Source organism: Mycobacterium sp. 050128 (assembly GCF_036409155.1).
Classification (GTDB): domain Bacteria; phylum Actinomycetota; class Actinomycetes; order Mycobacteriales; family Mycobacteriaceae; genus Mycobacterium.
Map to the genome: position 1 here is coordinate 1,205,744 of NZ_JAZGLW010000001.1, position 25,640 is coordinate 1,231,383.

The window sequence follows — 25,640 nt, forward strand, 5'->3', positions numbered from 1 at the left end:
GAAGGAGAGCTGCTAGCCACCGTAGCTGGGACGCCCGAGCTTCAGCTCGTGCTGGGCGATCATGTTCCGGAAGACCTCCAGGGTGCCGCCGTAGATCCCGGCGGGCACGCCGTGGCGGAAGATGAACTCGACGGCACCGTCGTCCGCGGAACCCGTTGTGCCGGTGGGCAATGCCGATGCCGGCCCCAGCAGGTCCATCAATTCCGGCGAGACGTCGCGCATGGTCTGAATGAGCGCGACGCGTCCGTAGGTCCCGGGAGTCGACAGCGCCGCCTCGATGCGGGCCATGCAGCGACCGAGCCGGTACTTCGTCGACTCGTCGTCAATCGGGCGCCGCCCGTTGGCATCCGGCTTGGACAGGATCGCCGCGACTCCATCGGCCACCTCGGCCATCAGATGGCCGTGTTCCGACATCATCGAAACATTCTGCAGGCCATGGTCTTCGACCTCGGTAATGCCGTGCTCGGCGTCCAGGGCAAATCGCATCACCGTCCAGCCGCCATTGACCTCGCCTACGCGGTAGAGATCGTCGACCCGCACGTCGCTGTAATACACGATGTTGGTGCGGTCGCCGTCCAGCGTGCGGATGCCCTGAATCTCGATGCCCTCCGAATCCAGCGGCACCAGAAACATGGTCAGGCTCTTGTGTTTGCGCGCTTGCGGGTCGGTGTTGGTGAGCAGGAAGACGTACTTGGCGTTCTGCGCGTTCGAGGTGAACATCTTGGACCCATTGATAATCCAGCTCGATCCATCGGCTTCCCGCACGGCTCGCGTCTTGCAGGTCGCGACGTCCGAGCCGCCCTCGGGTTCGGTGTAACCCAGGCAGAGCCGGATCTCACCGGACAGCACGCCCGGCAGTACCGCCTCGACGAGTTCGGGCTTCCCGAATTGCTTGACCAAACGCGCGACGACCGCGGTGGTACCCCAGTGGAACCACGGCGTGTGGGCACGGCCGATCTCGAGATGGAAGATTCGCCGGCGCACCGGATCGAATCCCCCCTCGGACTCCTGCTTGAAATCCGATGTCAGATAACCCGCTTCGCCCAGCGCCAGATGCACTGGCTCACTGAAGTTTTCACCCGTCTCGCGATCACGCCGCAGCACCTCGTCGGTGACGTGCTCAGCGATGAACGCCCGGGTGTGGTCCAAGAATTCCTGGTCCTCGGGCGAGAGGTCGACGTAGGAGAAGTCCATTACGCCGCGTCGATTACCAGGGTGCGAAAACGATCAAGGGTCTCGAGCGCGTGCGCAATGCTGTCGCCGGGCAGGTGGACGCTGACCCAGGTGACCCCCAGCTTTGCCAGCTTGTCCAGGCCCTCGAGGTAGGCGTCGGCGTTGAACGCGTCGTCGGTCGGGCTACCGCCTTCGAAGCTGGTGAAGGTGATGTCGATCGCCGACCAGTCCCTGCCCTCGGCATCGCAGCGGCGCCGCAGATCGTCGATGCCGGCGGTGAGCTTGTCCAGCGAGTCGATGACCGCGGTGCCCGCGGTCTGCGCCAGCTGCGGTGGCGCGGGGAACGGACACCAGCCGTCGCCGTACTGCGCTACCCGCTGACGAGACGCCGTGGTGTTGCCGCCGATCCAGATCGGCGGGCTGCTCGGCGGCCGGGGGTGCGCGGTGATGCCGCGGGCGCTGAAATACTTTCCCGCAAACGTGATGTCGTCGCCGCTCCAGATCGCCCGGATCACTTGCAGGGATTCCTCGAACAGCTCGGCGCGCTCGTCGTAGCTGACACCTAGCGCCGCGAACTCACGCTTGAGGTAGCCGACGCCGACCGCGAGCGTGAAGCGGCCTCCGGAGAGCAGATCGAGGGTGGCGCCGGACTTGGCCACCACGAACGGGTTTCGATAGGGCAGCACCACGATGTTGGGGATCAGCCGCAGTGTCGATGTGGTGGCCGCCGCGAAACCCAGTGCGACAAAAGGATCCAGCGCGTCGTGACCGCCGGCTTCCAGCCAGCGCTGCGACGGCGCCGGATGATCGGTGAAACCGAATCCGTGGATGCCGGCTGCCTCGGTGGCCGCGGCCACCTTCCCGATGCCGTCCCCGCTGACCAGCTCCGGGTTGTAGGGGTGGCTGTGCATCGGGTGGGTGATCGTGAAACGCATCGGGATCCCCAGCCGTCAGAATCGCGCGCGCGAGTCGATCGCGGTGTCAGTGGTGCGCAGCGGCCGGATCAGCGCCTCCTGCGCGAAGGAGGCCAGCAGCTCGCCCTCCTGCGCGTGCACCGTGCCGCGCACGTACGACATGCCCGCGCCGACCTGGGTGCTCTCATGGGTGTAGAGCAGCCAGCCGGTCCAGTCCACCGGTTCGTGGAACGCCACCGAGATGCTCATCGGAGCGGTGGACACGGTCAGGTGCGCCTGGGCGGTGCCGATGCCTTCATGCGCGCGCATCGTGGTGGAGATCCCCAGATGTCCGGTGAAGTACGCCAGCAGCGCCTTGGCCAGATCGTCTCGGGTGGGAATCGGGTCGTAGTGCAGCCACGCGTGCAGCTCCGGCGGGCCGACCTCGTCGGGGCTGTTGACGTCGACGACGTCGACCAGCCGCAGCTCCCGGCCGACCATCGGCATCGGTGAGTGGTTGGCGTCGTCGGGAGCGGCCACGTCGGGCTTGGGCAGGTGGTGGCGGATGACGTCGTCGGTGGGGACGTCGGCCAGCACCGTGATGCTCAGGCAACGCCGCCCGTTCTGATGCACGGCGACCACGGCGGTCGCGGTGGACCGGCCCTCGGACACCACGTCGATGACGAGCTCGATCGGCGGGCCCACGACGACGGCACGCGAGAACACCGCGTGCGCCGAGCGCACCGACTTGTCCGGGAATCGTTTCGCCACCGCGACGATCGCCTGGGCCAGCACCTGAGTGCCCTCCACCACCTGGCGCTCGTCACCGACGGCGATGCCGGTTTGACCGGTGAACCGGTCGTCGTCCCCGTCGGACTGCACATCAAACAGATCCAGCAGGCCCGCAACCGTCCATTCAGTCTGCTCAGATTCCGTGGTCAAATCCGATCCACCTCTCGCGTTGGCAGCTTCCGGCTCAGCGTGACACTTTGAGTAGGATTTGTAAAGCTTGGCTAACAAGACTCCGGCGTGCACCGCGGCGGAGCCCGCACAGGCCACTGGAAACCGCAGAGAGGCAACGCAATTGGGCATCGTGACGAGCACATCAGAGACCGCGTTCACCCAGTCCGCAGAGACCGTGTACGACTTCGTCACCAACCCGGAGAACTGGACGAAGACCTATCCCGGCAGCGCGCACATCGGCAAACTGCCGCCGCTGCCGCTCAAGGTGGGCGACACCTGGGAGGAAGCGGGTCCCGACGGTGACCGGGTCTTCGGCTGGCAGCTGGCCGTCGCTGTTCGGCCCGTCCAGTTCGTGTTCACCTCGATCGGACGGCTGGGCCACGACCGCGAAGGTAACGGCGGCCTGGAGGGTCGCATCACGGTGTCTTACCGGTTCTCCAGGCCCGGCCAGGACGTCACGCTGTTTTCCCGCACCATGACCATTGAGGCGCCCAAGCACGCCCCGCTACCCGACAAGCTCTTCGAGCAGGCCAATCCGGCGCGGATCGACGAGTATCACGCGGCCGTCGCGCGGGAGCTCGCCCGGGCAGCAGATTGACACCAACGCCGCGATTGCATGACACTTCTGCGGTGTTTTGTAAAGGCTTGAGCCGATGATCCCCGAGGTACTGGTCAACGGGTTCTGCTTCGGCGAAGGCCCCCGCTGGTTCGAGGGCCTGCTGTGGTTCTCCGACATGCTCGGGGAAGCGGTGCACACCTCGACCCTGGGCGGCGCTCTCACCACGCTGCCGCTGCCCGGGCACTCGCCCTCGGGCCTGGGTTTTCGTCCCGACGGGTCGCTGCTGATCGCATCGGCCGAGGACCGGCGGGTGCTGCGCTACGACGGGGAAACCGTCGTGGAGATCGCCGATCTCACCGGACTGGTACCGGCCAACCTCGGCGACATGGTCGTCGACGACACCGGGCGCGCCTACGTCGGATCCCAGGCCCCCCGAACTGTCGGGGGCGGCGTGATCGTCCGTCTCGATCCCGACGACACGGCCACCATCGTCGCCTCAGACCTCGACTTCCCCAACGGAATGGTCATCACACCGGACCGCAAGACGCTGATCGTCGCCGAATCTACCGGCCGGCGGCTTACCGCGTTCACCATCGACGACGGCGGCGCGCTGCGCGATCGGCGGGTCTTCGCGGACGGCCTGGACGGACCGCCTGACGGCATCGCGCTGGACGCCGACGGCGGGGTGTGGACGTCGATGACGCTGGCGCACCAATTCGAGCGGATCGTCGAGGGCGGCGAAGTGACCGACCGCATCGACATGGGCGAACGGGTCGCCATCGCCTGCGCGCTCGGCGGCCCCGAGCGTCGCATCCTGTTTCTGCTGTCGAGCACCGACGCCTATCCTCAGCGGCTGGTGGGCACCAAACTCTCGCGGCTCGACGCCGTGCAGGTTGCCACGCCCGGCGCCGGGCTGCCCTGAGACACCCGAGAGGGAGATACGTGACCGACTCCTACTACGAGCTGATCGATGACGCCAGCACCCCCGGCGAAAAATACGAGGAGTGCGAGAAGTTCCGGGCAACGGACCTGTCCCGCGGCACCTGGTCGGCGGCGATCCAGCACGGCGGACCGGTGTCGTCGCTGCTGGTCCGAGGACTGGAACGCTGTGAGAAGCGCGACGACACCCGGCTGTCCCGGGTCGTGATCGACCTGCTCGGCGGGGTGCCGGCCGACGGCGACATCTGGGTGCGCTCCCAGGTGCAGCGCGGCGGCAAACAGATCGAGCTGGTCACCGCGGAGATGCTGGCGCCGGGCCCGGACGGCGGGCCGCGCCCGGTCGCGCGCGCCAGCGGTTGGCGACTGCAACAGCAGGACACCCAGGCCGTGGCTCACGCGGCGGCGGAGCTGCCCCGGCCGCGCGGCGAAGCCCGCAACCGCAACCTCAAGGCCAAGGAGTGGGACCGCAACTACGTGCACAGCCTTGAGTGGCTGTGGCTGACCGAGCCGCTGAAGCCCGGTCCGGGCGAGTCGTGGATCAAGCCGGAGGTCGACCTGGTCCAGGGCGAGACGATGACGCCGCTGGAGCGGTTGTTCGCGGTGGCCGACTGTGCCAACGGCATCGGCAGCAAGCTCGACATCACCAAGTGGACCTTCTTGAACACCGATCTGGCGGTGCACGTGTTCCGGGTTCCCGACGGGGACTGGGTCGGTATTCGTGCGGAGACCAGCTACGGGCCGGACGGCATCGGGACGACGATCGGCACGTTGTACGACGAGCAGGGCGCGGTCGGGGCCATCCAGCAGTCCGTGCTGGTGCGCCGGCGCCCGCCCAAGGCCTGACATGGGAGGGCATTGGGCGTGGCTAGTTCGGCAATACTTCGTAAAGTCTCAGATATGACCCAGCCAGCCGGGGCGACGACAGAGACCGAGACCGACACTTCGACGCGTCAGCGGATCCTGTCGGCGACTGCCGAGGTGCTGGGCCGCAACGGCAAAACCAAACTCAGCCTGTCCGAGGTCGCGACGCAGGCCGGGGTCTCGCGCCCCACGCTGTATCGCTGGTTCGCATCTAAGGAGGAGCTGCTGAGCGCGTTCGCGCAGTATGAGCGCCAGCTATTCGAAAGCGGATTGGTGCGGGCCACCGCGGGCCTCAAGGGTTACGACAAGCTCGACGCCGTGCTGCGATTCATCGTCGAGTACCAGCATTCTTACTCGGGCGTGCGCATGGTCGATGTCGAACCGGAGCACACGATTGCCGAGTTCGCCCACGTCATCCCGCAGATGCGCGACGGTCTGCAACGGCATCTGCCCGGACCCAACGCCGCGGTCAAGGCCGCGACCGTGATCCGGATCGCGATCTCGCACTACATCGTGCGCAGCGACGACGCCGAGCAGTTCCTGGCCCAGCTGCGGCACGCCGTCGGCATCAAACCCGTCGCCGATTAATCGAACAGCACCGCCGCGTTGAGGTAACCGGTCGGGTCCAGCGCGGCCTTGACCGATCGCATCGCAGCGATATCTGTTGATTGCCTTGACATTTCGAGGTAAGCCCGCTTGCGGCTGCCGACGCCGTGTTCGGAGCTGACGTTGCCCCCGCACTGCGCGATCAGGTCCATCATCGGCCCGTAGAGCGCCTTCTCCTGATCCAGCGGCACCCGCAACACGTTGAGGTGCAGGTTGCCCTCACCGACATGACCGAACAGCAGCGGCACGGCGTCGCTGACCCGATCGTTGATCAACGCGACCGCGTCCGCGGCGAATCCGGCGATGGCGGCCAACGGCAGCGACACGTCGAACTTCAGCGGCGGCCCGTACACGCCGAGCACCTCGGCCAGCGATTCTCGAACACGCCAGAGTCGTTGCTGGGCAGCAACATCCACGCCGACCGCGGGGTCCGCGGACAGCGGTGCATCGGCGAGCAGGTCGGCCAGCCGATCGGTCTGATCGTGGTCGGCCGCCAGCTCCACCAACAACAGCCAGTCCGCCTCGACCGGTGCAGCGATTCCGAGATGCTCGGCGGTCAGCCCGCCGGCCCGGCCGTCGATCAACTCGAGTGCGGCAATCCCGTCCACATCCCGGAAGGTGCGGCCGGTGCCGATCAGCGCCTCGAGATCGTCGAAGCCGCACACCGCGGTCACTCGATGTGACGGCGTCGGATGCAGCCGCAAATCCAGCGCGGTGATCACCCCGAGGGTGCCCTCGGCACCGACGAACAGCGCGGGCAGGTCGTATCCGGTGTTGTCGCTGCGCACCAGACTGTGCCGGCGCATCAGCGACCCGTCGGGCAGCGCCACGTCCAGGCCGACGATTTGCTCGCCCATGTTGCCGTACCGGACCGTGCGCAGTCCGCCCGCATTCGTCGAGGCCATGCCGCCGACCGTCGCGGTGTCGCGGGCGGCGAGGTCGACCCCGAACACCAGACCCGCCGCGGTCGCGGCGCGTTGCACGGCGGCCAGCGTGGCTCCGGCGCCGACCGCGATACGGCGCTCGACGGTGTCGACATCGCCTAGCGCACAAAGCCTTTCGGTGGACAGCAGCACGTCGTCGTGCTCCGGGACGGTACCTGCGACCAGCGAGGTGCGGCCGCCCTGCACGGTGACATGGGCCCCGGCGTCGCGGCACAACCGCAGTACCTCGGCGACCTGCTCGGCGGACTCCGGACGCACCAGCACACTGGCCTTGCCCCGATAGCGGCCGGTGTGGTCGACACTGCGCCCGGACAGCACGTCGGGGTCGGTGACCACGTGATTGGCTCCGACGATTCCCTTCAGGTCCTCAAGGCCTGGCATGTTCGCGGTTATAGCACCCCGGACGTGATACTGATCCAACGGTTCGGCCGAACACGCGAGGAGTGTGGGGTGGACAACCTCGAGGAAGTGGTCCGGGAACGCCGTTCGATCAGGATGTTTCTGCCGGATCGGCCGGTGGCCCGGGAATTGGTCGACAACGCGCTCGACTTGGCGATTCGCGCCCCGTCGAACTCGAACATTCAGCCCTGGCACCTGGTGTTCGCATCCGGCGCGGCCAGGGACCGGCTGGTGGCGGCGCTACTCGAGGCGGCACAGTCGGGCCCACCGAACGTCCCGGAACTGCCCGAGCATTTCAGTCACTTTCGCAGCGAAACGGGCAAAGTGGTCTACGGATCGATGGGCATCGCGCGCGACGACGCCGACGGCAGGCGCGCGGCGGTGCTGCGCAATTGGGAGTTCTTTCGCGCGCCGCTGGCGGCCATCGTCTGCTGGACCGCGAACTGGGGCTGGTCGACAGCCTTGGTGTCGGGATGTTCCTGCAGACGCTGGTGCTGGCGCTCACCGCCAGCGGATTGGGCACCTGCGTGCAGGTAGCGATCGCGGGCTATCCCGAGATCATCCACCAGCAGCTGGACATCCCTGAGCAGTTCACAATCCTGTGCGGCTTATCGGTCGGCTACCCGGATCCGGACTTTCCCGCCAACAAGATTCGCCTGGGCCGCGAACCAATCGAGAAGAACGTGGTGTTCGTCGAGGATTAGATATTCGCTGTGGCATTACGCTCGGCGCCGGCCAACGCCCCGCCGGCCGAACCCCTAGAACAAGTCCTTGTGGTTCACGTCGGTGATCAGCCCGCCGTCCATGATGAACTCGCTGCCGGTCGAGTAGGACGACTCGTCGCTGGCCAGGAACAGGATGAACGTCGCGACCTCCCGTACCTCCCCGGGCCGGCCAAGCGGGATGGTGACCATGTCCTCGGGCAGATGCTTGGTCATCGGGGTCTTGATGAAGCCGGGATGCACGGAGTTGACCCGGATGTTGTGGGGTGCCAGCTCGAGGGCGGCCGACTTGGCGAGGCCGCGCACTCCCCACTTGGACGCGACGTAGGGGTGCACCATGGGCGCACCGCGCAGGCCCTCGATCGAGGACACGTTGATGATCGAGCCGCCGCCGGCCGCGATCATCGGCTCGACGGCCACCCGCATGCCCAGGAAGGTCCCGGTCAGGTTGACGTCGATGACCTTCTGCCACTTGGCCAGGTCAAAGCTCTTGAGCGGGCCGAGCGCGACGGTGCCGGCGTTGTTGACCAGCACGTTGAGCTTGCCGAATTCACCGATCGCGGTGGCGACCGCGGCATCCCACTGGTCGGGCTGCGTCACGTCGAGGTGGACATAGCGAGCGGAGTCGCCGATCTCGTCCGCCAGCGCCTTGCCCTGGTCGTCGAGGATGTCGCCGATCACCACCTTGGCGCCCTCTTCGACGAGCAGGCGCGCGTCTTCGGCACCCATGCCACCCGCGGCGCCACTGATCAGTGCAACTTTTCCGTCTACCCGACCCACGGAGGGTCTCCTTTCGTTAGGTGGTCACCAAAGTGCTTGGTGCGTAAAGACCTTTGCCCGTGACGAGCGGTAGATCGAGGGTGGTCCGGATGCCGGGCGGCGCGGCGATCACGGCCGGGATCGCGTTGACGACGCGGCCCGCGGCACCGGCGATCGCGGCGTGGTTGTGGTCGCCCTTGCGGCTGCTCGGAACGATGTCGACGGCGTAGGACGGCTCACCGGTGATCTCCACACGGTAAGAGCCGTCGCCGGAGGCGGGCTGGGGCAGGTCGGGCCGCAGGTCGGGCCGCAGCCGGGTGACGTGCTCGATGACGATCGCGGGGTGGCCCTTGACCATGCCGCGGATCTCGAACTGCAGGACGGCCACCGTGCCCTTGGCCACGTGGCCGACCGCGATGTCGAAGTCCTCCGGCGCCGGTTCGCGCTGGTACGACTCGGTGATTGCGTCGACCTCGAGGCCAAGTCCGGCGGCCAGCTGACGGATCGCGGTACCCCAGGCGATGCTGAGGATGCCCGGTTGCAGCAACATCGGGATCTCGTCCATCGGCTTGGCGAACCCCATGTAGTCCATGACCTCGGTCCCGTTGTACGACGAGTAGTCGTGAATCTCCATGCAGCGCACCTGCTCGATGCGCTGGCAGGTCCCGGCGAGGGCGAACGGGATCAGGTCGTTGGCGAAGCCTGGGTCGACACCGCTGATGAAGATGCTCGAATCGCCTTGCTGGGCAGCATCTTCCACACGGGCGATGTATTTGTCGGGCATCACGCCCCACGGGTATTGCAGCAGCCCGGGCGACGACCCGACGACATTGACGCCGGCGGCAAGGATGCGCATCACGTCGGCCATCGCGTCGGGCAGCCGGGTGTCGCCCATCGCGCAGTAGACGACGCAATCGGGCTTGTCGGCAATGATGGCGTCCAGGTCGTTGACGGCCCGGATGCCGGTGACCGTGGGGGTATCCAGGCCGACGCCGCACAGTTCCCCGGCGTCGCGGCCCACCTTCTCCGGCGTGGACACGTTGACGCCGGTCAGTTCGAACTGCGGATTGGCGATCAGCTGGGCCAGGGCCAGGCCTCCGACATTTCCGGTACCGACGTGCGCGACGCGGATCGCCATCTTCAGTCTCCGTCCCATGCAGCCTTGGAAAACTTTTCCAGACACTAGTCCACTATTTTTGGGCCGCCTACCGGGGTCTTGCGGGGCTGGGAGCGCGATCGGTCGCGAGCGTAAACCCAGTGCGAAAATTCGGGCGCAATCTCGCCGTGTGCTTAGGCTCACGAGCGGAAGGGTCGCCGCCTCGAGAATGGAACGCCGATGACTCAGCGCGAAGATGTCCAATTCGCCTCCGGTGACGACCGGATCAGCGCGTGGCTCTATCGGCCCTCCGGTGTGGGCGACGTACCGCTGTTGGTGATGGCGCACGGCCTGGGCGGGGTGCGCACCATGCGCCTCGATGCCTACGCCGAGCGGTTCAGCGCAGCGGGCTATGCCTGCCTGGTTTTCGACTACCGCAACTTCGGCGACAGCGAGGGTCGGCCGCGGCAAGTCCTCGACATCGATATGCAGCTGGCCGATTGGGCCGCCGCGGTGGCCTATGCCCGCACCCTCGACGGTATCGATCACGATCGAATCGCGTTGTGGGGTACGTCTTTTGCTGGTGGTCATGTGATAACCACGGCCGCCCGGCTGCCGGGTATCGCCGCGGTAGTCGCGCAGTGCCCGTTCACCGACGGCCTCGCGTCGGCGCGCGCGATCTCGAATCCGGTAGCCGCCGGACGCATTGCCGCGCGGGCGATCCGTGACGTCGTCGGCGCCCGGCTGGGCCGGCCTCCGGTGATGATCGCCACGGCGGGCAGGCCCGGAGACGTCGCGTTGATGAATACGCCCGACTCGTATGAGGGCTACCTGCGGCTGGTCCCCGACGGTGTCGAACTGCGCAACGAGATCGCCGCGCGCATCACGATGAAGGTCTTCACCTATCGGCCCGGCCTGCTCACCCCGAAGGTCAGCTGCCCAATCCTGTTCTGCGTGTGCGAATACGATTCGCTGGCGCCCGCGGACGCGACCCTGCGCCACGCGGCCAAGGCGCCGCGCGGCGAGGTGCACACCTACCCCGAGGGCCATTTCGAGATCTACGTCGACGACGCTTTCGAGCGGGTGGTCGCCGATCAGCTCGCCTTCCTCGACAAGCATCTGAAATCTGAGTAGTCCTACCCTGTCCGGGGCAGCGGGCGCTTTCGCATGCTGGGACACATGGAAATTCCCAATGGCATCTCGAAGAACACCCCCGCCTTTTTCATTCAGGCCGCGATCGCGTTCGGAGTCAGCTTCGTCAGCGCGCTCGGCGGGATCTTCTATCTCCCGCTCGACGCATGGCAGCGGCTCTTCCTCGGCATCACCGTGTTGTTCCTCGTCTCCAGCGCGTTCACCCTGGCAAAGGTGATCCGCGATCAGCAAGAGGCGGCGACCGTGCGGGTGCGGCTGGATGAGGCGCGCATGGAGAAGCTGTTCGCCGAACACAATCCGTTCACCGCCGCGACCTGATCCCTGGCGCGCCCGCGCCGATTTATGCTGAGCGCGATGACGCGCCCCAATCCCGATCCGACGGCGCCGCTGTGGCGCGCGGCGCAGGTGTTTCGGCTGCTGAGTTGCCTTTACGCGCTGGGCTTTCAGATCGCCATCAACCCGGACCTGCGCCGGCCCGCGCTGGGTTGGGTGTTGTTCGCGGTGCTGCTCGGCTGGAGCGCGGTCTGCGCGTTCGCCTACTTGCGCGGGTTCGGCCGAAGGCCGGCGTGGGTGGTCGCCGAGATCGTGGTCGTCGTAGCGCTGATGTGGTCTAACCGGGTGGTCACGTTCGATCACTGGGCCTCGGAAAACCAGACCTGGCCCACGACGTTGTGGGCCAGCAATCCGACGATCTCGGCCGCGATCCAGCTCGGTCCCGTCCGCGGGATGCTGACCGGGCTGGTGGTGATGGCCACCAATTTCGCGGTCAAGAATTACTTCGACCTCAACATGAGCCACAACGCCACGATCATCATCGAGCTGGCGATCGGCATGGCCATCGGTTTGGCCGCTCAAACCGCGCGACGCGCCCACGCCGACCTGCAACGCGCCGCTCAGCTGTCCGCCGCGGTTCAAGAGCGCGAGCGGCTGTCCCGCGAGGTGCATGACGGCGCCATCCAGGTGCTGGCGCTGGTCGCCAAGCGCGGACACGAAATCGGCGGTCCCACAGCAGAATTAGCCGACTTGGCCAGTGAGCAGGAACGCGCGCTGCGCCGATGGGTCACCTCCACCGGCATCGACGAGTACGGGGACCGCGCGACGATCGATCTGCGCACGCTGCTGCGCCACCGAGAATCCGATCGCGTATCGCTGAGCGTGCCGGGGACCGCGGTGGCGTTGCCGCGCCGGGTGGCCGCCGAGCTCGATGCCGCGGTGGGCAATGCCTTGGACAACGTGGCGGCGCACGCGGGCGCGGGCGCCCACGCGTTCGTGCTGCTGGAAGATCTGGGCGATGCGGTGACGGTCAGCGTGCGCGACGACGGCGTAGGCATCGCCGACGGCCGGCTGGAGGAAGCCGCCCAACAGGGACGCCTCGGGGTCTCGAAATCGATTGTGGGACGGCTGGCTTCGCTGGGCGGCAGTGCCCGGCTGCACAGCCGCCCAGGTGAAGGCGCGGAGTGGGAACTGTGCGTGCCGCGCGACGGGGGGATCACATGACCGAGGACACCGCGGCGACGGTGATGGTGGTGGACGACCATCCGATCTGGCGCGACGCGGTGGCCCGCGACCTCGCCGAGGGCGGATTCAACGTGGTCGCCACCGCGGACAGTGTGGCCGCCGCCCGGCGGCGGGCGGCCGTGGTCAGGCCGGATGTCGTGGTGATGGACATGCGCCTGTCCGACGGCGACGGCGCGCAGGCAACGGCCGAGGTGTTGGCGGTCTCACCCTCGTCGCGCGTGTTGGTGCTCTCGGCATCCGATGAACGCGACGACGTCCTCGAGGCCGTCAAGGCCGGCGCCACCGGCTACCTCGTCAAGAGCGCCTCGAAAGCCGAACTGGCAGAAGCCGTCGAAGCCACCGCGGCGGGGCGGGCCGTGTTCACCCCCAGCCTGGCCGGACTGGTGCTCGGCGAGTATCGGCGCATCGCCCGGAGCAAGGGCTCAGGGCCGGCCGGCCCCAGACTGACCGAGCGCGAGACCGAGGTGTTGCGCCATGTGGCAAAGGGGTTGTCGGCCAAGCAGATTGCCGAACGACTGTCGTTGAGCCACCGCACCGTCGAAAACCACATCCAAGCGACCTTCCGAAAGCTGCAAGTCGCCAATCGCGTGGAGTTGACCCGCTACGCGATCGAGCACGGGCTGGACGGCGAGCCCTAGGCCGGGTACGGCCGCGGTGCGGGTCGCGAAACAACAAGTCCCACAGCCGATATCGTCGTAGCGAGGGCACAGGCGAAGATGGTCCACGCCACCGGATCGGTGGGCAGCCCCGCCATGGTTTTGCCGAACACCAGCGTGGCGGAGACGAGATGTGTCACCAGCAGCAGACCCGCCAGCACGCCCGAAACGGAGGCGACCAGGGTGAACCAGATGCCGGCCCGGCGGCCGCACAGCACCAGGACCGCGCCGATGAAGAGCCCCGCCGCGGCGACCGCCTCGAGCAAGCCGACCGCAAGCAGGCCGACCCCCAACGGCCCCACCAACAGCAGCGGCGACAAAAAGCCAAGGCCGCGAACCAGTTTCGACAGCTCGAGATCGCAGGCGGCAAAGCCCAGCCCGTTCACCGCGGAGCCGACGAGGCCGAGCAACCCGACGACGATGGTGGCCGGCGACTGCTGCAGGGATTTCACGACCGATCCCGGCCGGATGCGGCGAGCGCGCGAGCGCCCAACAGGGCGACGACCATCGTCGTGACGCACATCAGTCCATCGTCCTTCAGCCCCCACTTGATCGAGGCCAGGGTCGCCACTGCGGCGACGCACAGCAGTAGGCCCGCCGCCACACCCCGGCCGACCGAGGTGATGGCCGGCGCGCCGTCCCAGCCGGCCAGCGGGTTGTTCTCCAGCGGCCGCAGCGCCAGGAACAGCACCGCCACCATGGCGATCATCAGGAGCAGTTGCATCACGCTGATGGCCAGGTAGTCGGACTGGCCGGGGTAGCGCGGGTGCCCGGTCAGATCGAAGAGCAGGTGCATGCCGAGCAGGGCGGGCATGTGCCACAGGTACAGCGTCATCGCCCCGGAGTTGCCGAGCGCGGTCCACCACCACACGCGTGGCCGTCGCACCCATCGGGTGATCGCGGGCATTGCCGCGATGGCCAGCGCACTCAGGACGATGGCGTGGCCGGCCTGCAGCAGCGACGGCGGGCTGGTGTTGGACAGTCCGTGATGCCCGGTGCCGACCAGGCTGACTTCGTAGGGCCCCCAGCACACCAGGGCGACGTCGACCGCGAACGCGACCGCGGCCGTCAGCAGCGCGGCACGCCCGGGCAGCAGGCCGCGCCGGTACGCGACACCGAACATCGCAGGGATGAGCCAGACCGCCATGTTGAGGTAGCCCAGCGCCGATGCGGCCGGGTAGTGCAGCCGGACGAAGTCGATGGCGGCGATCGCGCCGTAGACCGCGGCCACCCCCACAACGAAACGGGTGCGGGTGGTGATCCGGGCCATGGCCGGCATCGCGGCCAGCACCAGCACGTAGGCGCCGAGGAACCACAGCAGCTGGATGCTGACACCGGCGACCGGTTGGTAAATGTGTTGGGGCAGAACAGGATATAACAGAGTGAGCGCGACCGCCCAGAATCCGAGGTAGTAGAACACCGGCCGGAACAGCCGGGTACAGCGTTTCATCAGCCAGCCGCCCCAGTTGATCCCGGGCCGCCAGGACGACAGGCCCGCGGCGGCACCGGCGAAGAAGAACAGCGGCATGATCTGGAAGATCCAGGTGAGCGCCTGAAACACCACCGAGGTGGTCAGCAGGTTGTCCCAGATCAGCACGTGGTTGCGGATGACGCTGATGGCCATCACGGTGTGACCGGCCACCACGCCGATCAGCGACACGATGCGAATGACGTCGAGGGCGCGGTCGCGATCGGCCGGCGTATTGGCCGCCAGCTCGGCGGGGCTAGGAAGTGTTTGCACCCGAAAAGCATTGCCGGGCAGCAACCCCCAGGTCCCGCGCAGTTCTACGCGTTAAGGCTGAGTAGTTCTACTCAAGCTGATCATGGCCAGAGCCTTTTGGGGGCCCTCACGGCCCGAGCGGAGACTCTGAGCGGATCGTCTCGTCACGGATCAGCCCCCGCAGCAGCGCGGTGCTGAACTCGGCGGCGATTTCCTTAGCGCTGCGCCGTCCGCTGGGCCGCAGCCACCGGTAGCTGCCCAGCGTCATCCCGATGTAGCCCAGCGCCAGCACGTGGGAGTCGCACTGGTAGAACTCGCCGCTGGCGATGCCGCGGTCGATCAGCCCGTGCACATGGTGATAGACCTGGGCTTCCTTCTCGCGGACCTCGGCGACCTGTTCCTCGGTGAACCATTCGGTGATGTAGGGCTGCTCCTGGAAATACACCGCGGCCCGCTCGGGATCGCTCGCGATGCCCGTGAGCAGCCGAATCGTGTATTGGTAGAGCGCCTCGCGGGCCGTCCAGGAGGGATCGTCGTGCACGGCGGCCAGGGTGCCCTCGGCGGCCTGGCGGTAGATGTCGAACAGGATCAGCGATTTGCTGGCGTAGTAGTGGTAGACCGTCGCCTTGTTCAGGCCGATGACATCGGCGACGTCATCCATCCGGGTGCCGTGGTAACCGCGGGCGGCGAACAGCTTGGTGGCGACCGCCAGCAACTCCTCGCGGCGGGTCAACCCGTTGCGGGTGATGCTGTCGGATGACATGTCTACTCACTATCGTCGCTGCGTGCAGGCCCCCGATGGGCTTGGTTTCGGAACCCGTCTAGGCAAAGTACCAATCAACTGGTTGGACAGTTTAAGGGCACGGGAGGTTTCGGGCGCCTGTCGCACCGGCACGGATGCGACTAGACTTCTTTATTTGAACTAGTCGCACGGGAGAGGTAGCGCTGATGGATCCGAGTCCGGACTACGACGCAAGCGACGAGATCGAATTCTTCATGAAGTATTTCACCTGGGGCTTGCGCGGGGTGCAGGACGGCAACGGCTACCCGCCGCCCGCCTACCCGCCCGTCTAGACAGACATTTTCGCGTCCCGAACCCTAGCCTGCTTGCACCCCTAGCCGCGGCATCCGTCCGCCGAGCACGGCCCGGCGTGGCACGGCGCGTCGCTAGAAACTAGCGTCCTACCCGCCGCCCGCGTATTCGCCTACCCAGACCCGTAGGCGACGTCGAGGCGTTTGACACCGTTGATCCAGCCCGATCGCAGCCGCTGCGGTTCGGCGAGCTTGGTGATGTCGGGGATCTGCTCGGCGAGCTCGTCGAAGATCAGCTTGATCTCCATGCGGGCCAGGTTGGCGCCGATGCAGAAATGCGCCCCATTGCCGCCGAAACTCAGGTGCGGGTTGGGATTGCGCGCAATGTCGAATTGGAAGGGATTGTCGAAGACCTCCTCATCGAAATTGGCCGAACTGTAGAACAGCCCGACCCGCTGGCCTTCGCGGACGGTGACACCGCCCAGTTCGACGTCGGCGAGCGCGGTGCGCTGGAAGCAGTGCACCGGACTGGCCCAGCGGATGATCTCGTCGACCGCGGTGGCCGGCCGCTCGCGCTTGAACAATTCCCATTGCTCGGGGTTGTCGAAGAACGCGTTCATCCCGTGCGTCATGGCGTTGCGGGTGGTCTCGTTGCCGGCCACGGCCAGCAGGATGACGAAGAACGCGAATTCGACGTCGCCCAGCGCATCCCCGTCGATGTCGGCCCGGATCAGGCGCGTGACGATGTCGTCCGCCGGGCAGCGGCGCCGCTCGTCGGCCATGTTGTAGGCGTAGGCCATCAGCTCGGCGTTGGCGGTGGTGGGATCGCTGTCGAAGTCGGGATCGTCGGTGTTCATGATCGCGTTGGTCCAGTCGAACAACTTCGCACGATCCGCCTCCGGCACGCCGATCAGGTCGGCGATCGCCAGCAGGGGCAGGTTCATCGCGATGTCGTCGACGAAATCGCCGTCCCGCTTAAGCGCGGCGTTGCGCACGATCTCCTTCGCCGCCCCAGCCAGCTTCTCTTCGAGTTGGGCGATCGCACGCGGCGTGAACAGTCGCGACACCAGCTTGCGCAGCCGGGTGTGTTCGGGCGCATCGTGATTGATCAACAAGGCCTTGGTCAGCTCGAGCTGATCGGCGGTGACGCCCTCGGGAAGTCGCATGACGGCGCCCTTGCGATTGGTCGACCACAGGTGGCCGTCGCGGGAGACCGCCTTGACGTCCTCGTGGCGGCTGATCACCCAATAGCCGCCGTCATCGAAGATCGACTCGGGCTGCGGGTTCCACCAGACCGGCGCCGTGCGGCGCAGCTCGGCGAATTGGGTGACCGGGAGGCCGGCCAGCAATACGTCGGGGTCGGTGAAATCGAAGTTCTCTCCGAACGGACACGTCGTCGTGTTCATGTGGTCTCCTTCACAGCCGTGCTCCGATCATACATATGGCTACTAGACGTATGACCTGGCGGGCGGCCGCGGGTCGGATATCGTCGCGGTGTGCGGACCCGTGGATGGGGTGGCAGCGTGCCGGCCACCGACGAGGAGGCGGTGGCCCGCATCCTGGCGGCCGCCCGCCGGACCATCGACGAGCGCGGCGACCAGACCACACTGGCCGATGTGGCGCGCGCGCTGAACGTGACGCGGCAGACGATCTATCACTACTTCGCCTCGACCGACGAATTGCTCCAGGCGATCGCTCTGGGCGCGACCGACGATTTCATGGACCACTTGGCGACGGCGCTACACGGGATGACCGACCCGGCGGCGGCATTGATCGAGGGCATCTGCCTGACCTTGGAACGCCTGCCGAAAGACCCCTACATCGGCCTGTTGCTGCGGGTGTCGCGCACCGGGGCGTTCGCCGAGCAGGTGACCGTCACCAACGAGACCGCCCGCGTGCTGGGACGCTCGATTCTGGACCGCCTCGACGTCGACTGGTCGGCCTATGCTCCCGCCGCGATCGAAGACATCCTGCAGATCGTGCTGCGCACGTTGCAGTCGTTCATCCTGTCGCCGCCGACCGGCGATGGGACCGAACTGCGCCGACTGCTCGGCGTGTGGGTCGGTCCCGTCGTCGCGGCGCTACCGCGCGCCTAGAGGGCTTTGAGTTCCTCGGCGACCGCGGTCACCGATTTCTTCGCATCGCCGAACAGCATGCTGGTGCCCTCGCCGTAGAACAGCGGGTTGTCGATGCCGGCGAACCCGGAGTTCATCGACCGCTTCAGCACGATCACCGACTTCGCCTTGTCCACGTTGAGGATCGGCATGCCGTAGATCGGGCTGGAGGCATCGTTGCGGGCCGCCGGGTTGGTGACGTCGTTGGCGCCGATGACGATCGCGACGTCGGTGCGGGCGAACTCGTCGTTGATGTCGTCCATGTCCTTCATGGCGTCGTAGTCGACCTCGGCCTCGGCCAGCAGCACGTTCATGTGCCCGGGCATCCGGCCGGCCACCGGGTGGATCGCGTACTTGACGGTCACACCCTTGTTCTCCAGCAGGGTCGCCATGTCCTTGACCGCGTGCTGGGCCTGCGCGACGGCCAGACCATAGCCGGGAACCACGATCACCTGGTTGGCGTAGGCCATCTGGATCGCGGCGTCGGAGGCCGAGGTGGACTTGACGGTCTTGTCGCCCCCACCGTCGCCGCTGGGCGCCACTCCCCCGCCACCGAAGCCGCCCGCGACGATCGCGGGGATGGAGCGGTTCATCGCCTTGGCCATCAGGTTGGTCAGGATCGAACCCGAGGCGCCGACGATCATGCCCGCCACGATCATCGCGGTGTTGTTCAGCGCCAGACCCGCCGCGGCGGCCGAGAGCCCGGTCATCGCGTTGAGCAGCGAGATGACCACCGGCATGTCGGCACCACCGATGGGCAGCACCACCATCAGACCCAGCACGCCGGCCGCGGCCAGCAGGCCGATCATCCACCACAGCGACGCTCCACCGGTGCCCGGATGGGCGTGCAGGCCGACGACGACCGCCGACGCGACCGCCGCGATCAGCAGCAGCAGGTTGACCGGCTGCTGGGCCTTGCCGAAGCCGATCGGCGAGCTGGAGATGATCTCCTGCAGCTTGCCGAACGCGATGATCGAGCCCCAGAACGAGATCGAGCCGATGATCGCGGCGAACAACGAGGCCACCACGATGTGCACGGTCGGCGACTCGCCATGCTGGAACGCCGAAAAGCCGCTCGTCTCAATGAATTCCGCCAGCGCGATCAGTGCGACCGTGCCACCACCCACGCCGTTGAAGAACGCCACCAGCTGCGGCATGGCGGTCATCTTGGTCATCCGCGCCGGGGGAACACCGAGCGCGACACCGACGACCAGGCCGGCGATGATCAGCACCCACGATTCGGTGTGCCGGATCTTGACCAGGGTCGCCGCCACCGCCAGGGCCATGCCCACCGCGGCGATCAGGTTGCCCCGCACAGCGGTCTTGGGACCGGTCAGGCCCATCAAGCCGTAGATGAACAGCGCGAACGAAATAATGTAGAGGACCGTGACCAAGTAGTTCATTTGGCGGCCGGCTCCTCGGTCTTAGCTTGCGGGGCAGCCTTTTTGCCCTTGAACATGCCCAGCATCCGGTCGGTGACGATGAAGCCGCCGATGACGTTCAGGGTTCCGAACACTACCGCGACGAACAGGATGATCTGCACCGCCAGCGACGGGTGCTCGACTTCCCCGAACACCACCAGCGCACCCAGCACCACGATGCCGTGGATGGCGTTGGTGCCCGACATCAGCGGCGTGTGCAGCGTGTTGGGCACCTTGGAGATCACCGCGAACCCGACGAATCCGGACAGCACCAGAATCGCGAGGTTCGCTAATAGCTCGTCGTACATCTAGGAGTCCTCACGTTCTTTTTGAAGCGTCACGCACGATGCCGCGATGATTTCGTCGTCGAAGTCCGGGGCCAGCTTCCCGTCGGTGATCAGCAGGTCCAGCAGCGCGGTGATGTTCTTGCTGTAGAGCTCGCTGGCGTGCTCGGGCATCGTCGCCGGCAGGTTCAGTGGCGAGGCGATCGTGACGTCGTGCTTGACGACCGTCTTCCCGGGTTCGGTGAGCTCGCAGTTGCCGCCGGTTTCCCCGGCCAGGTCGACCACGACGCTGCCGGGCTTCATCGCCTGCACGGCCGCGGCGGTCACCAGCCGCGGCGCGGGTCGTCCCGGTACGAGCGCGGTGGTAATGACGATGTCGAAGCCGCTGATCGCTTTCTCCAGCGCCTGCTGCTGCTGGGCCTTTTCGTCTTCGGTCAGCTCGCGCGCGTATCCGCCCTCGCCGGCCGCATCGATGCCGATGTCGAGCCACTGCGCGCCGACCGAACGCACCTGGTCGGCCACCTCGGGACGCACGTCGTAACCGGTGGTGCGGCCACCGAGCCGCTTGGCCGTCGCCAGCGCCTGCAGGCCGGCCACCCCCACCCCGAGCACCAGCACCGTGGCCGGCTTCACCGTGCCCGCCGCCGTGGTCAGCATCGGGAAGAACCGCGTCGACTCCGACGCCGCCAGCAGCACGGCCTTATAACCGGAGACGTTGCCCTGTGACGACAACGCATCCATGGCCTGGGCACGCGAGATCCGCGGAATCGCCTCCAGCGCGAACGCCTGCACACCGGCCGCCTTGAGCGCGCCGATCGAGTTCTCGGCATTGCGCGGCGCCAGGAAACCGATCAGCGTCTGGCCGCTGCGCAGCTTGCCCACCTCGTCGGGGGTCGGCGGCGCGACCTTGACGACGACGTCGGCGGACCACGCGTCCCCGATGGTGGCGCCGGCCTCGGTGTACAGCTCGTCGGGAAGCAGCGCCCGCGCACCCGCACCGGACTCGACCACCACGGCCACACCACTGCTCACCAGGGATGCCACCGCCTTCGGTACCAGTGCAACGCGGCGCTCATCGGTCCCGGATTCGGCGACAACCCCGACCTTGACGAGCTCTAGCTGCGCATCTGTCATGGCGCGTACATCTACTTTCCTTAGCTCAGCTGCGTTAATGCGAACCTCGTTGAGTTGAACACCCTAGCGGCCGCTACCAAAGCGGTATGTCTTGGCCGTGTTCCGACGCCGGCCGGGGCCCGAAGTGGCGCCGTTGCGATTCGTCGATCAGGATGTCGTTGATGCTGGCCTCGCGGCGCGCCATCAAACCGGACGGCGAGAATTCCCACAGTTCGTTGCCGTAGCTGCGGTACCACTGGCCGCTCGCGTCGTGGCACTCGTACTGAAACCGCACGGCGATGCGGTTGTCGTGGAAGTCCCACAGCACCTTGCGCAGTGAATAGTCGAGTTCGCGCTGCCACTTACGGGTGAGGAACGCCACGATCTCGGCCCGGCCCACGACGTGTTCGTCGCGGTTTCGCCATTGCGAATCGGGCGTGTACGCCAGGCTGACCTTCTCGGGGTCGCACGTGTTCCACGCGTCCTCGGCAGCCTGGACCTTCTGCAGCGCCGTTTCGCGGGTGTATGGCGGGAATGGGGGACGGGATTCGGCGGCGTCGCTCATGTCTCCATCGTGGCGGATCGCGACCGCGAAAGATAAGCCGAGACGGGCCGACTCGGCGGGTATTCACCACGGCTTAAGGGTCGCGCCGGTGACCTGAAACTGGACGCCGCGAGCGGTGTCCTATCGTGACGGTCATGGACTTCGCGATGTCGGCTAAGGCCACCGACTACCACAAGCGGTTGTCCGACTTCATGACTGAGTTTGTCTTTCCGGCTGAGGCCGCCTACGACAGCTACCGCCACGAGGCCGGCGCAGACGACCACACCGTTCCGCCTGTCATCGAGGAACTCAAAGTCAAGGCCAAAGAACGCGGCCTGTGGAACCTGTTCCTGCCGGCCGAGTCGGGGTTGACCAACCTCGAGTACGCGCCGCTGGCCGAGCTGACCGGATGGAGCCTGGAACTCGCGCCCGAGGCGATCAACTGCGCGGCGCCGGACACCGGGAACATGGAGACCCTGCACCTGTTCGCCACCGAGGAGCAGCGCAAGCAATGGCTGGAGCCGTTGCTGGCCGGCGAGATTCGCAGCGCCTTCTCGATGACCGAACCCGCGGTCGCCAGCAGCGACGCCCGCAACATCCAAACCGCCATCGTGCGCGACGGCGCCGACTACGTCATCAACGGCCGTAAGTGGTGGACCTCGGGCGCGTCGGACCCGCGCTGCAAGGTCCTGATCGTGATGGGCCGCACCAACCCCGACGCGGCCAGCCACCAGCAGCAGTCGATGGTCCTGGTGCCGATGGACACCCCCGGCGTGACGGTGGTGCGCTCGACCCCGGTGTTCGGCTGGCAGGACCAGCACGGACACTGCGAAATCATCTACGACAACGTCCGGGTTCCGGCCACCAACCTGCTCGGCGAAGAGGGCGGCGGTTTCGCGATCGCCCAGGCCCGGCTCGGACCGGGCCGCATCCACCACTGCATGCGCGCGCTGGGCGGGGCCGAACGTGCCCTGGCCCTGATGGTGCACCGCGCGAACAACAGGATCGCCTTCGGCCGCCCGCTGGCCGACCAGGGTCTGGTACAGCAAGCAGTTGCCCAGTCCCGCAACGAGATCGACCAAGCTCGGCTGCTGTGCGAGAAGGCCGCGTGGACGATCGACCAGCACGGCAACAAGGCCGCTCACCTGCTGGTCTCACAGATCAAAGCCGTTGCGCCACAAGTGGCCTGCGACGTCATCGACCGCGCCATTCAGGTGCATGGAGCCGCCGGTGTCAGCGACGACACCGTGCTGGCCCGGCTCTACGGCTGGCACCGCGCCATGCGGATTTTCGACGGACCCGACGAGGTGCACATGCGAACCATCGCGCGCAGCGAGCTCGGCCGCGAACAGTCCGCCTTCGCCGCGGCGGTGACCCCGCATGACTGAGGCATTGCGAGAACTATCCGGCGCGTGGAACTTTCGTGATGTCGCCGACGGCGTGTCCGCGCTGCGGCCCGGACGGCTCTTCCGGTCCGGCGAACTGAGCCGCCTCGACGACCAGGGTCGGGATACGCTGCGCGAGTTGGGAATTACCGATGTCGCCGATCTGCGCGCCGCGCGTGAGGTGGCCCGGCGCGGTCCGGGACTAGTCCCCGACGGCATCGACATTCATCTGCTGCCGTTTCCCGATCTCGGCGACGAGGAGCCGACCGACGACGACGCGCCGCACGAGACCGCGTTTCGGCGCCTGTTCGAGGGCGAGGCTCACCAGACCGACGAAGAGGTCAACGAGGCCGCCATCAGACACATGATCGACGAGTACCGGCAATTTCCCACCCGCAATGGGGCGCAACGCGCTGTGCAGCATGTCTTTTCGTTGCTGGCCGCGGGGCGCCCGGTGCTCACGCACTGCTTCGCGGGCAAGGACCGCACCGGCTTCGTGATCGCCACGGTGCTGGAGACGATCGGCGTCGACGAGGACACCATCGTCGCCGATTACCTGCGCAGCAACGCCGCGGTACCCCAACTGCGCGAACACATCTACGAAATGATCCAGCAGCGCTCCGACGTCGAATTGACCCCGGAGGTCGTCACTTTCACCAAAGCTCGGCTGGCCGACGGTGTGCTCGGCGTGCGTCCCGAATACCTGGACGCCGCACGGCAAACGATCAACAGCGAGTTCGGCTCGCTGGATGCCTACCTGCGCGATGCGGGTGTCACGCAGACGGACGTGGACCGGCTGCGCAGCGAACTGCTGGCCTGACTACTTCCGCAGGGTGAACTGATTGAGGTCGGTGTAGCCCTTGCGGAAGAGGTTCGCGCACCCGGTCAGGTACTTCATGTACATCTCGTAGACCTCTTCGGACTGTATCTCGATGGCCTCGGCTTTGTGCGCCTGCAGGCCCGCGGCCCATACGTCCAGGGTCTTGGCGTAATGCCGCTGCAGCGACTGGCGACGCTTCAGCTTGAAGCCGGCCTTCGCCGAGAAGTCCTTGACCATATCGATGGTCGGCAGATAGCCGCCCGGGAAGATTTCGGTCTTCATGAAGTCGCTGAACTCCACGATTGCCGGAGTCAGCGGCAAGCCGGACGCAATGATTTCCTTCTCCGACAGCACGGTGATGGTGTGCAGCAGGAAGGTGCCGCCGGCCGGCAAGAGCTCGTACGCGCGCTCGAAGAACGCCGTGTAGCGGTCGAGGCCGACATGCTCGAGTGGGCCGATCGCGACGATTCGGTCCACCGGCTCGTGAAAGCGCTCCCAGCCCTCCAGCAGCACCCGCTTGGAGCGCGGGCTATCCATTTCGTCGAGCACCTTTTGTGCGTGGACGGCTTGGTTCTTCGACAGCGTCAAGCCGACGACGTTGACGTCGTATTTCTCGATGGCTCGCACCATGACAGCGCCCCAGCCGCAGCCGAGGTCCAGCAGTGTCATGCCCGGCTGCAAGCCGAGCTTGCCCAGCGAGAGGTCGATTTTGGCGATCTGCGCCTGTTCCAGCGTCATGTCGTCGCCGCCGAGCCAGTAGGCGCAGGTGTACATCTGGGTGCGGTCGAGGAACAGACGGAAGAAGTCGTCGGAGAGGTCGTAGTGCGCCTGCACGTCCTCGAAATGCGGTGTCAGCTCCTCAGGCATGACTGTGCTGCCTTTCCCTGGACCCCCCCGAGTAGCCGTTAGGTCCAGTAGCGATGCGGCTCGGGGTTGGTTGGGTCGTCGTCCACTGTAGGGCGAATGCGGTTGGAACGCTTCGCGAAAGGCAGCGGGACTATTGACGTTGCAGTCAGAGCACAGCGAATACGTCGCGGCCGGCCGTTGCACCGGTCGCACCACGACCAGACCACGACGACGGGCTCACTCAGCCGAGTTTGAAGTCGGCCTGTTTCGCCGCGGACAGATCGGTGATCTGGTCCCACTGCGCGGCGACATCGTCAACCGTCGGCGGCTTGTCGAAGCTGACGCCGTCGTTCTGGAACAGCGCGACGCGCTGCACCTTGCCACCACCGACCACGAAAACCGAAGCGCTGTTGGGGTTTTCCTCGGTGCACAGATAGGACACCACCGGCGCGACGTACTCGGGGGTGAGCTTCTCGAGTACCTCGGGCGGCAGGATGTCCTGCGTCATGCGGGTGGCCGCGATCGGGGCGACGGCGTTGGCGTGGATGTTGTACTTGGCACCCTCGAGCGCCAGGCTGTTGATCAGACCGACGAGCCCGAGCTTGGCTGCGCCGTAGTTGGTCTGCCCGAAGTTGCCGAACAGCCCGCTGGTCGAGGTGGCGACGACGACCCGGCCGTAGCTCTGCTCACGGAAGTGCGGCCAGGCGGCGCGAATGACGTTGTAACCGCCGTACAGGTGGACCTTGAGTACGGCGTCCCAGTTCTCGAACGACATCTTGTGGAAGGTGCCGTCGCGCAGGATGCCGGCGTTGCTTACCACCCCGTGGATCGCGCCGAATTCGTCGATCGCGGTCTTGATGATGTTCTCGGCGCCCTCGGGGTCGGCGACGCTGTCGTAATTGGCCGCCGCCCGGCCTCCGGCGTCCTTGATCTCCTTGACCACCTCGTCGGCCATGTTGTGGCCGGCCCCGGTCCCATCGCGGGCTCCACCGAGGTCATTGACGATGACGCTGGCGCCCTCCTTGGCGAGGGTGAGCGCGTATTCGCGCCCCAGTCCTCCGCCGGCTCCGGTGACGACGATGACGCGATCCTGCACTCCGGGCATCAGGTTCCTCTCTGCA

28 protein-coding genes and 1 pseudogene are annotated in these 25,640 nt (G+C 66.6%); 13 read left to right on the plus strand and 16 right to left on the minus strand.

What is annotated here, in order from left to right; all coding sequences use genetic code 11:
- Positions 1-12 precede the first annotated feature (12 nt).
- From SKC41_RS05830 to SKC41_RS05840, 3 genes are read right to left on the minus strand one after another with little or no spacing between them, the layout of a single operon-like run.
- Positions 13-1,194: an acyl-CoA dehydrogenase family protein gene (locus SKC41_RS05830; RefSeq protein ID WP_330976754.1), complete on the minus strand. Its 1,182-nt coding sequence runs from the start codon at positions 1,192-1,194 to the stop codon at positions 13-15.
- Positions 1,194-2,108: an LLM class F420-dependent oxidoreductase gene (locus tag SKC41_RS05835; RefSeq protein WP_330976755.1), complete on the minus strand. Its 915-nt coding sequence runs from the start codon at positions 2,106-2,108 to the stop codon at positions 1,194-1,196. Before SKC41_RS05835 ends, SKC41_RS05830 begins: the two co-directional genes overlap by 1 nt.
- Before the next feature lie 15 nt (positions 2,109-2,123).
- The gene (locus SKC41_RS05840; protein WP_330976756.1) at positions 2,124-3,008 is read right to left on the minus strand and encodes an acyl-CoA thioesterase; all 885 of its coding nucleotides are present in this window, start codon (positions 3,006-3,008) and stop codon (positions 2,124-2,126) included.
- Positions 3,009-3,150: 142 nt separating this feature from the next.
- Here SKC41_RS05840 and SKC41_RS05845 point away from each other — a divergent pair, with 142 nt between their 5' ends.
- Genes SKC41_RS05845 through SKC41_RS05860 form a run of 4 tightly spaced genes read left to right on the plus strand, consistent with a single transcriptional unit; the run spans position 3,151 to position 5,976 of the window.
- The gene (locus SKC41_RS05845) at positions 3,151-3,627 is read left to right on the plus strand and encodes an SRPBCC family protein (protein WP_330978766.1); all 477 of its coding nucleotides are present in this window, start codon (positions 3,151-3,153) and stop codon (positions 3,625-3,627) included.
- 55 nt (positions 3,628-3,682) lie between these two features.
- Positions 3,683-4,510: an SMP-30/gluconolactonase/LRE family protein gene (locus SKC41_RS05850; protein WP_330976757.1), complete on the plus strand. Its 828-nt coding sequence runs from the start codon at positions 3,683-3,685 to the stop codon at positions 4,508-4,510.
- Between the two features lie 20 nt (positions 4,511-4,530).
- Entirely contained in the window at positions 4,531-5,370 is an 840-nt protein-coding gene (locus SKC41_RS05855) for a thioesterase family protein (protein WP_330976758.1), read from the plus strand.
- 54 nt (positions 5,371-5,424) lie between these two features.
- On the plus strand, positions 5,425-5,976 hold the full coding sequence (locus SKC41_RS05860; protein WP_330976759.1) for a TetR/AcrR family transcriptional regulator: 552 nt from the start codon (positions 5,425-5,427) through the stop codon (positions 5,974-5,976).
- Here the strand turns inward: SKC41_RS05860 and SKC41_RS05865 are convergent.
- Positions 5,973-7,319 carry an FAD-binding oxidoreductase gene (locus SKC41_RS05865; protein ID WP_330976760.1) on the minus strand — a complete coding sequence of 449 codons (1,347 nt, stop codon included), beginning with the start codon at positions 7,317-7,319 and terminating at the stop codon, positions 5,973-5,975. The genes SKC41_RS05860 and SKC41_RS05865 overlap by 4 nt on opposite strands.
- 114 nt (positions 7,320-7,433) lie before the next feature.
- On the opposite strand from SKC41_RS05865, the pseudogene SKC41_RS05870 reads away from it, so the two are divergent.
- Positions 7,434-8,041, plus strand: a pseudogene (locus tag SKC41_RS05870) (nitroreductase).
- Positions 8,042-8,095: 54 nt separating this feature from the next.
- Here SKC41_RS05870 and SKC41_RS05875 read toward each other — a convergent pair.
- Together SKC41_RS05875 and SKC41_RS05880 are read right to left on the minus strand one after the other, a co-directional pair.
- A complete protein-coding gene (locus tag SKC41_RS05875) occupies positions 8,096-8,839 on the minus strand; it encodes a glucose 1-dehydrogenase (RefSeq protein WP_330976761.1) in 744 nt (247 codons plus the stop codon).
- A 16-nt stretch (positions 8,840-8,855) separates the two neighbouring features.
- Entirely contained in the window at positions 8,856-9,956 is a 1,101-nt protein-coding gene (locus SKC41_RS05880) for an NAD(P)H-dependent amine dehydrogenase family protein (protein WP_330976762.1), read from the minus strand.
- A 198-nt stretch (positions 9,957-10,154) separates the two neighbouring features.
- Here SKC41_RS05880 and SKC41_RS05885 point away from each other — a divergent pair, with 198 nt between their 5' ends.
- The 4 genes from SKC41_RS05885 to SKC41_RS05900 are packed head-to-tail and all read left to right on the plus strand — an operon-like array spanning position 10,155 to position 13,222.
- The gene (locus SKC41_RS05885; RefSeq protein WP_330976763.1) at positions 10,155-11,048 is read left to right on the plus strand and encodes an alpha/beta hydrolase; all 894 of its coding nucleotides are present in this window, start codon (positions 10,155-10,157) and stop codon (positions 11,046-11,048) included.
- Positions 11,049-11,093: 45 nt separating this feature from the next.
- Positions 11,094-11,384, plus strand: a complete 291-nt coding sequence (locus SKC41_RS05890) for a YiaA/YiaB family inner membrane protein (protein WP_330976764.1) — start codon at positions 11,094-11,096, stop codon at positions 11,382-11,384.
- 36 nt (positions 11,385-11,420) lie between these two features.
- On the plus strand, positions 11,421-12,563 hold the full coding sequence (gene macS, locus SKC41_RS05895; RefSeq protein WP_330976765.1) for a MacS family sensor histidine kinase: 1,143 nt from the start codon (positions 11,421-11,423) through the stop codon (positions 12,561-12,563).
- Positions 12,560-13,222, plus strand: coding sequence for a response regulator transcription factor (locus SKC41_RS05900; protein WP_330976766.1), 663 nt, complete (start codon positions 12,560-12,562; stop codon positions 13,220-13,222). Before macS ends, SKC41_RS05900 begins: the two co-directional genes overlap by 4 nt.
- Here the strand turns inward: SKC41_RS05900 and SKC41_RS05905 are convergent.
- The 3 genes from SKC41_RS05905 to SKC41_RS05915 form a co-directional block, all read right to left on the minus strand.
- A complete protein-coding gene (locus SKC41_RS05905; protein WP_330976767.1) occupies positions 13,219-13,692 on the minus strand; it encodes a hypothetical protein in 474 nt (157 codons plus the stop codon). The genes SKC41_RS05900 and SKC41_RS05905 overlap by 4 nt on opposite strands.
- Entirely contained in the window at positions 13,689-14,981 is a 1,293-nt protein-coding gene (locus tag SKC41_RS05910; protein WP_330976768.1) for an acyltransferase family protein, read from the minus strand. Before SKC41_RS05910 ends, SKC41_RS05905 begins: the two co-directional genes overlap by 4 nt.
- Before the next feature lie 106 nt (positions 14,982-15,087).
- Positions 15,088-15,723, minus strand: a complete 636-nt coding sequence (locus SKC41_RS05915; RefSeq protein WP_330976769.1) for a TetR/AcrR family transcriptional regulator — start codon at positions 15,721-15,723, stop codon at positions 15,088-15,090.
- Between the two features lie 182 nt (positions 15,724-15,905).
- On the opposite strand from SKC41_RS05915, the gene SKC41_RS05920 reads away from it, so the two are divergent.
- The gene (locus tag SKC41_RS05920) at positions 15,906-16,034 is read left to right on the plus strand and encodes a hypothetical protein (protein WP_201263506.1); all 129 of its coding nucleotides are present in this window, start codon (positions 15,906-15,908) and stop codon (positions 16,032-16,034) included.
- Positions 16,035-16,165: 131 nt separating this feature from the next.
- On the opposite strand, the gene SKC41_RS05925 is transcribed toward SKC41_RS05920, so the two are convergent.
- Positions 16,166-17,398, minus strand: coding sequence for a cytochrome P450 (locus SKC41_RS05925; RefSeq protein ID WP_330976770.1), 1,233 nt, complete (start codon positions 17,396-17,398; stop codon positions 16,166-16,168).
- A gap of 90 nt (positions 17,399-17,488) precedes the next feature.
- Here SKC41_RS05925 and SKC41_RS05930 point away from each other — a divergent pair, with 90 nt between their 5' ends.
- Positions 17,489-18,088, plus strand: coding sequence for a TetR/AcrR family transcriptional regulator (locus tag SKC41_RS05930; RefSeq protein ID WP_330976771.1), 600 nt, complete (start codon positions 17,489-17,491; stop codon positions 18,086-18,088).
- Here the strand turns inward: SKC41_RS05930 and SKC41_RS05935 are convergent.
- The 4 genes from SKC41_RS05935 to SKC41_RS05950 form a co-directional block, all read right to left on the minus strand.
- Positions 18,085-19,509: an NAD(P)(+) transhydrogenase (Re/Si-specific) subunit beta gene (locus SKC41_RS05935; RefSeq protein ID WP_330976772.1), complete on the minus strand. Its 1,425-nt coding sequence runs from the start codon at positions 19,507-19,509 to the stop codon at positions 18,085-18,087. The two genes, SKC41_RS05930 and SKC41_RS05935, sit on opposite strands and share 4 nt — an antisense overlap.
- Entirely contained in the window at positions 19,506-19,835 is a 330-nt protein-coding gene (locus SKC41_RS05940) for an NAD(P) transhydrogenase subunit alpha (RefSeq protein ID WP_330976773.1), read from the minus strand. The genes SKC41_RS05935 and SKC41_RS05940 overlap by 4 nt, the downstream gene beginning before the upstream one ends.
- The gene (locus tag SKC41_RS05945; protein WP_330976774.1) at positions 19,836-20,945 is read right to left on the minus strand and encodes a Re/Si-specific NAD(P)(+) transhydrogenase subunit alpha; all 1,110 of its coding nucleotides are present in this window, start codon (positions 20,943-20,945) and stop codon (positions 19,836-19,838) included. It lies immediately after the preceding gene.
- A gap of 73 nt (positions 20,946-21,018) precedes the next feature.
- Positions 21,019-21,489 carry a nuclear transport factor 2 family protein gene (locus SKC41_RS05950; RefSeq protein WP_330976775.1) on the minus strand — a complete coding sequence of 157 codons (471 nt, stop codon included), beginning with the start codon at positions 21,487-21,489 and terminating at the stop codon, positions 21,019-21,021.
- A 146-nt stretch (positions 21,490-21,635) separates the two neighbouring features.
- Here SKC41_RS05950 and SKC41_RS05955 point away from each other — a divergent pair, with 146 nt between their 5' ends.
- Together SKC41_RS05955 and SKC41_RS05960 are read left to right on the plus strand one after the other, a co-directional pair.
- The gene (locus SKC41_RS05955; RefSeq protein WP_330978767.1) at positions 21,636-22,856 is read left to right on the plus strand and encodes an acyl-CoA dehydrogenase family protein; all 1,221 of its coding nucleotides are present in this window, start codon (positions 21,636-21,638) and stop codon (positions 22,854-22,856) included.
- The gene (locus SKC41_RS05960) at positions 22,849-23,673 is read left to right on the plus strand and encodes a tyrosine-protein phosphatase (RefSeq protein ID WP_330976776.1); all 825 of its coding nucleotides are present in this window, start codon (positions 22,849-22,851) and stop codon (positions 23,671-23,673) included. The genes SKC41_RS05955 and SKC41_RS05960 overlap by 8 nt, the downstream gene beginning before the upstream one ends.
- Here the strand turns inward: SKC41_RS05960 and SKC41_RS05965 are convergent, their stop codons facing one another.
- Positions 23,674-24,540 carry a cyclopropane mycolic acid synthase family methyltransferase gene (locus SKC41_RS05965; protein ID WP_330976777.1) on the minus strand — a complete coding sequence of 289 codons (867 nt, stop codon included), beginning with the start codon at positions 24,538-24,540 and terminating at the stop codon, positions 23,674-23,676.
- 220 nt (positions 24,541-24,760) lie between these two features.
- Entirely contained in the window at positions 24,761-25,624 is an 864-nt protein-coding gene (locus SKC41_RS05970; RefSeq protein ID WP_330976778.1) for an SDR family oxidoreductase, read from the minus strand.
- Positions 25,625-25,640: the final 16 nt, after the last annotated feature.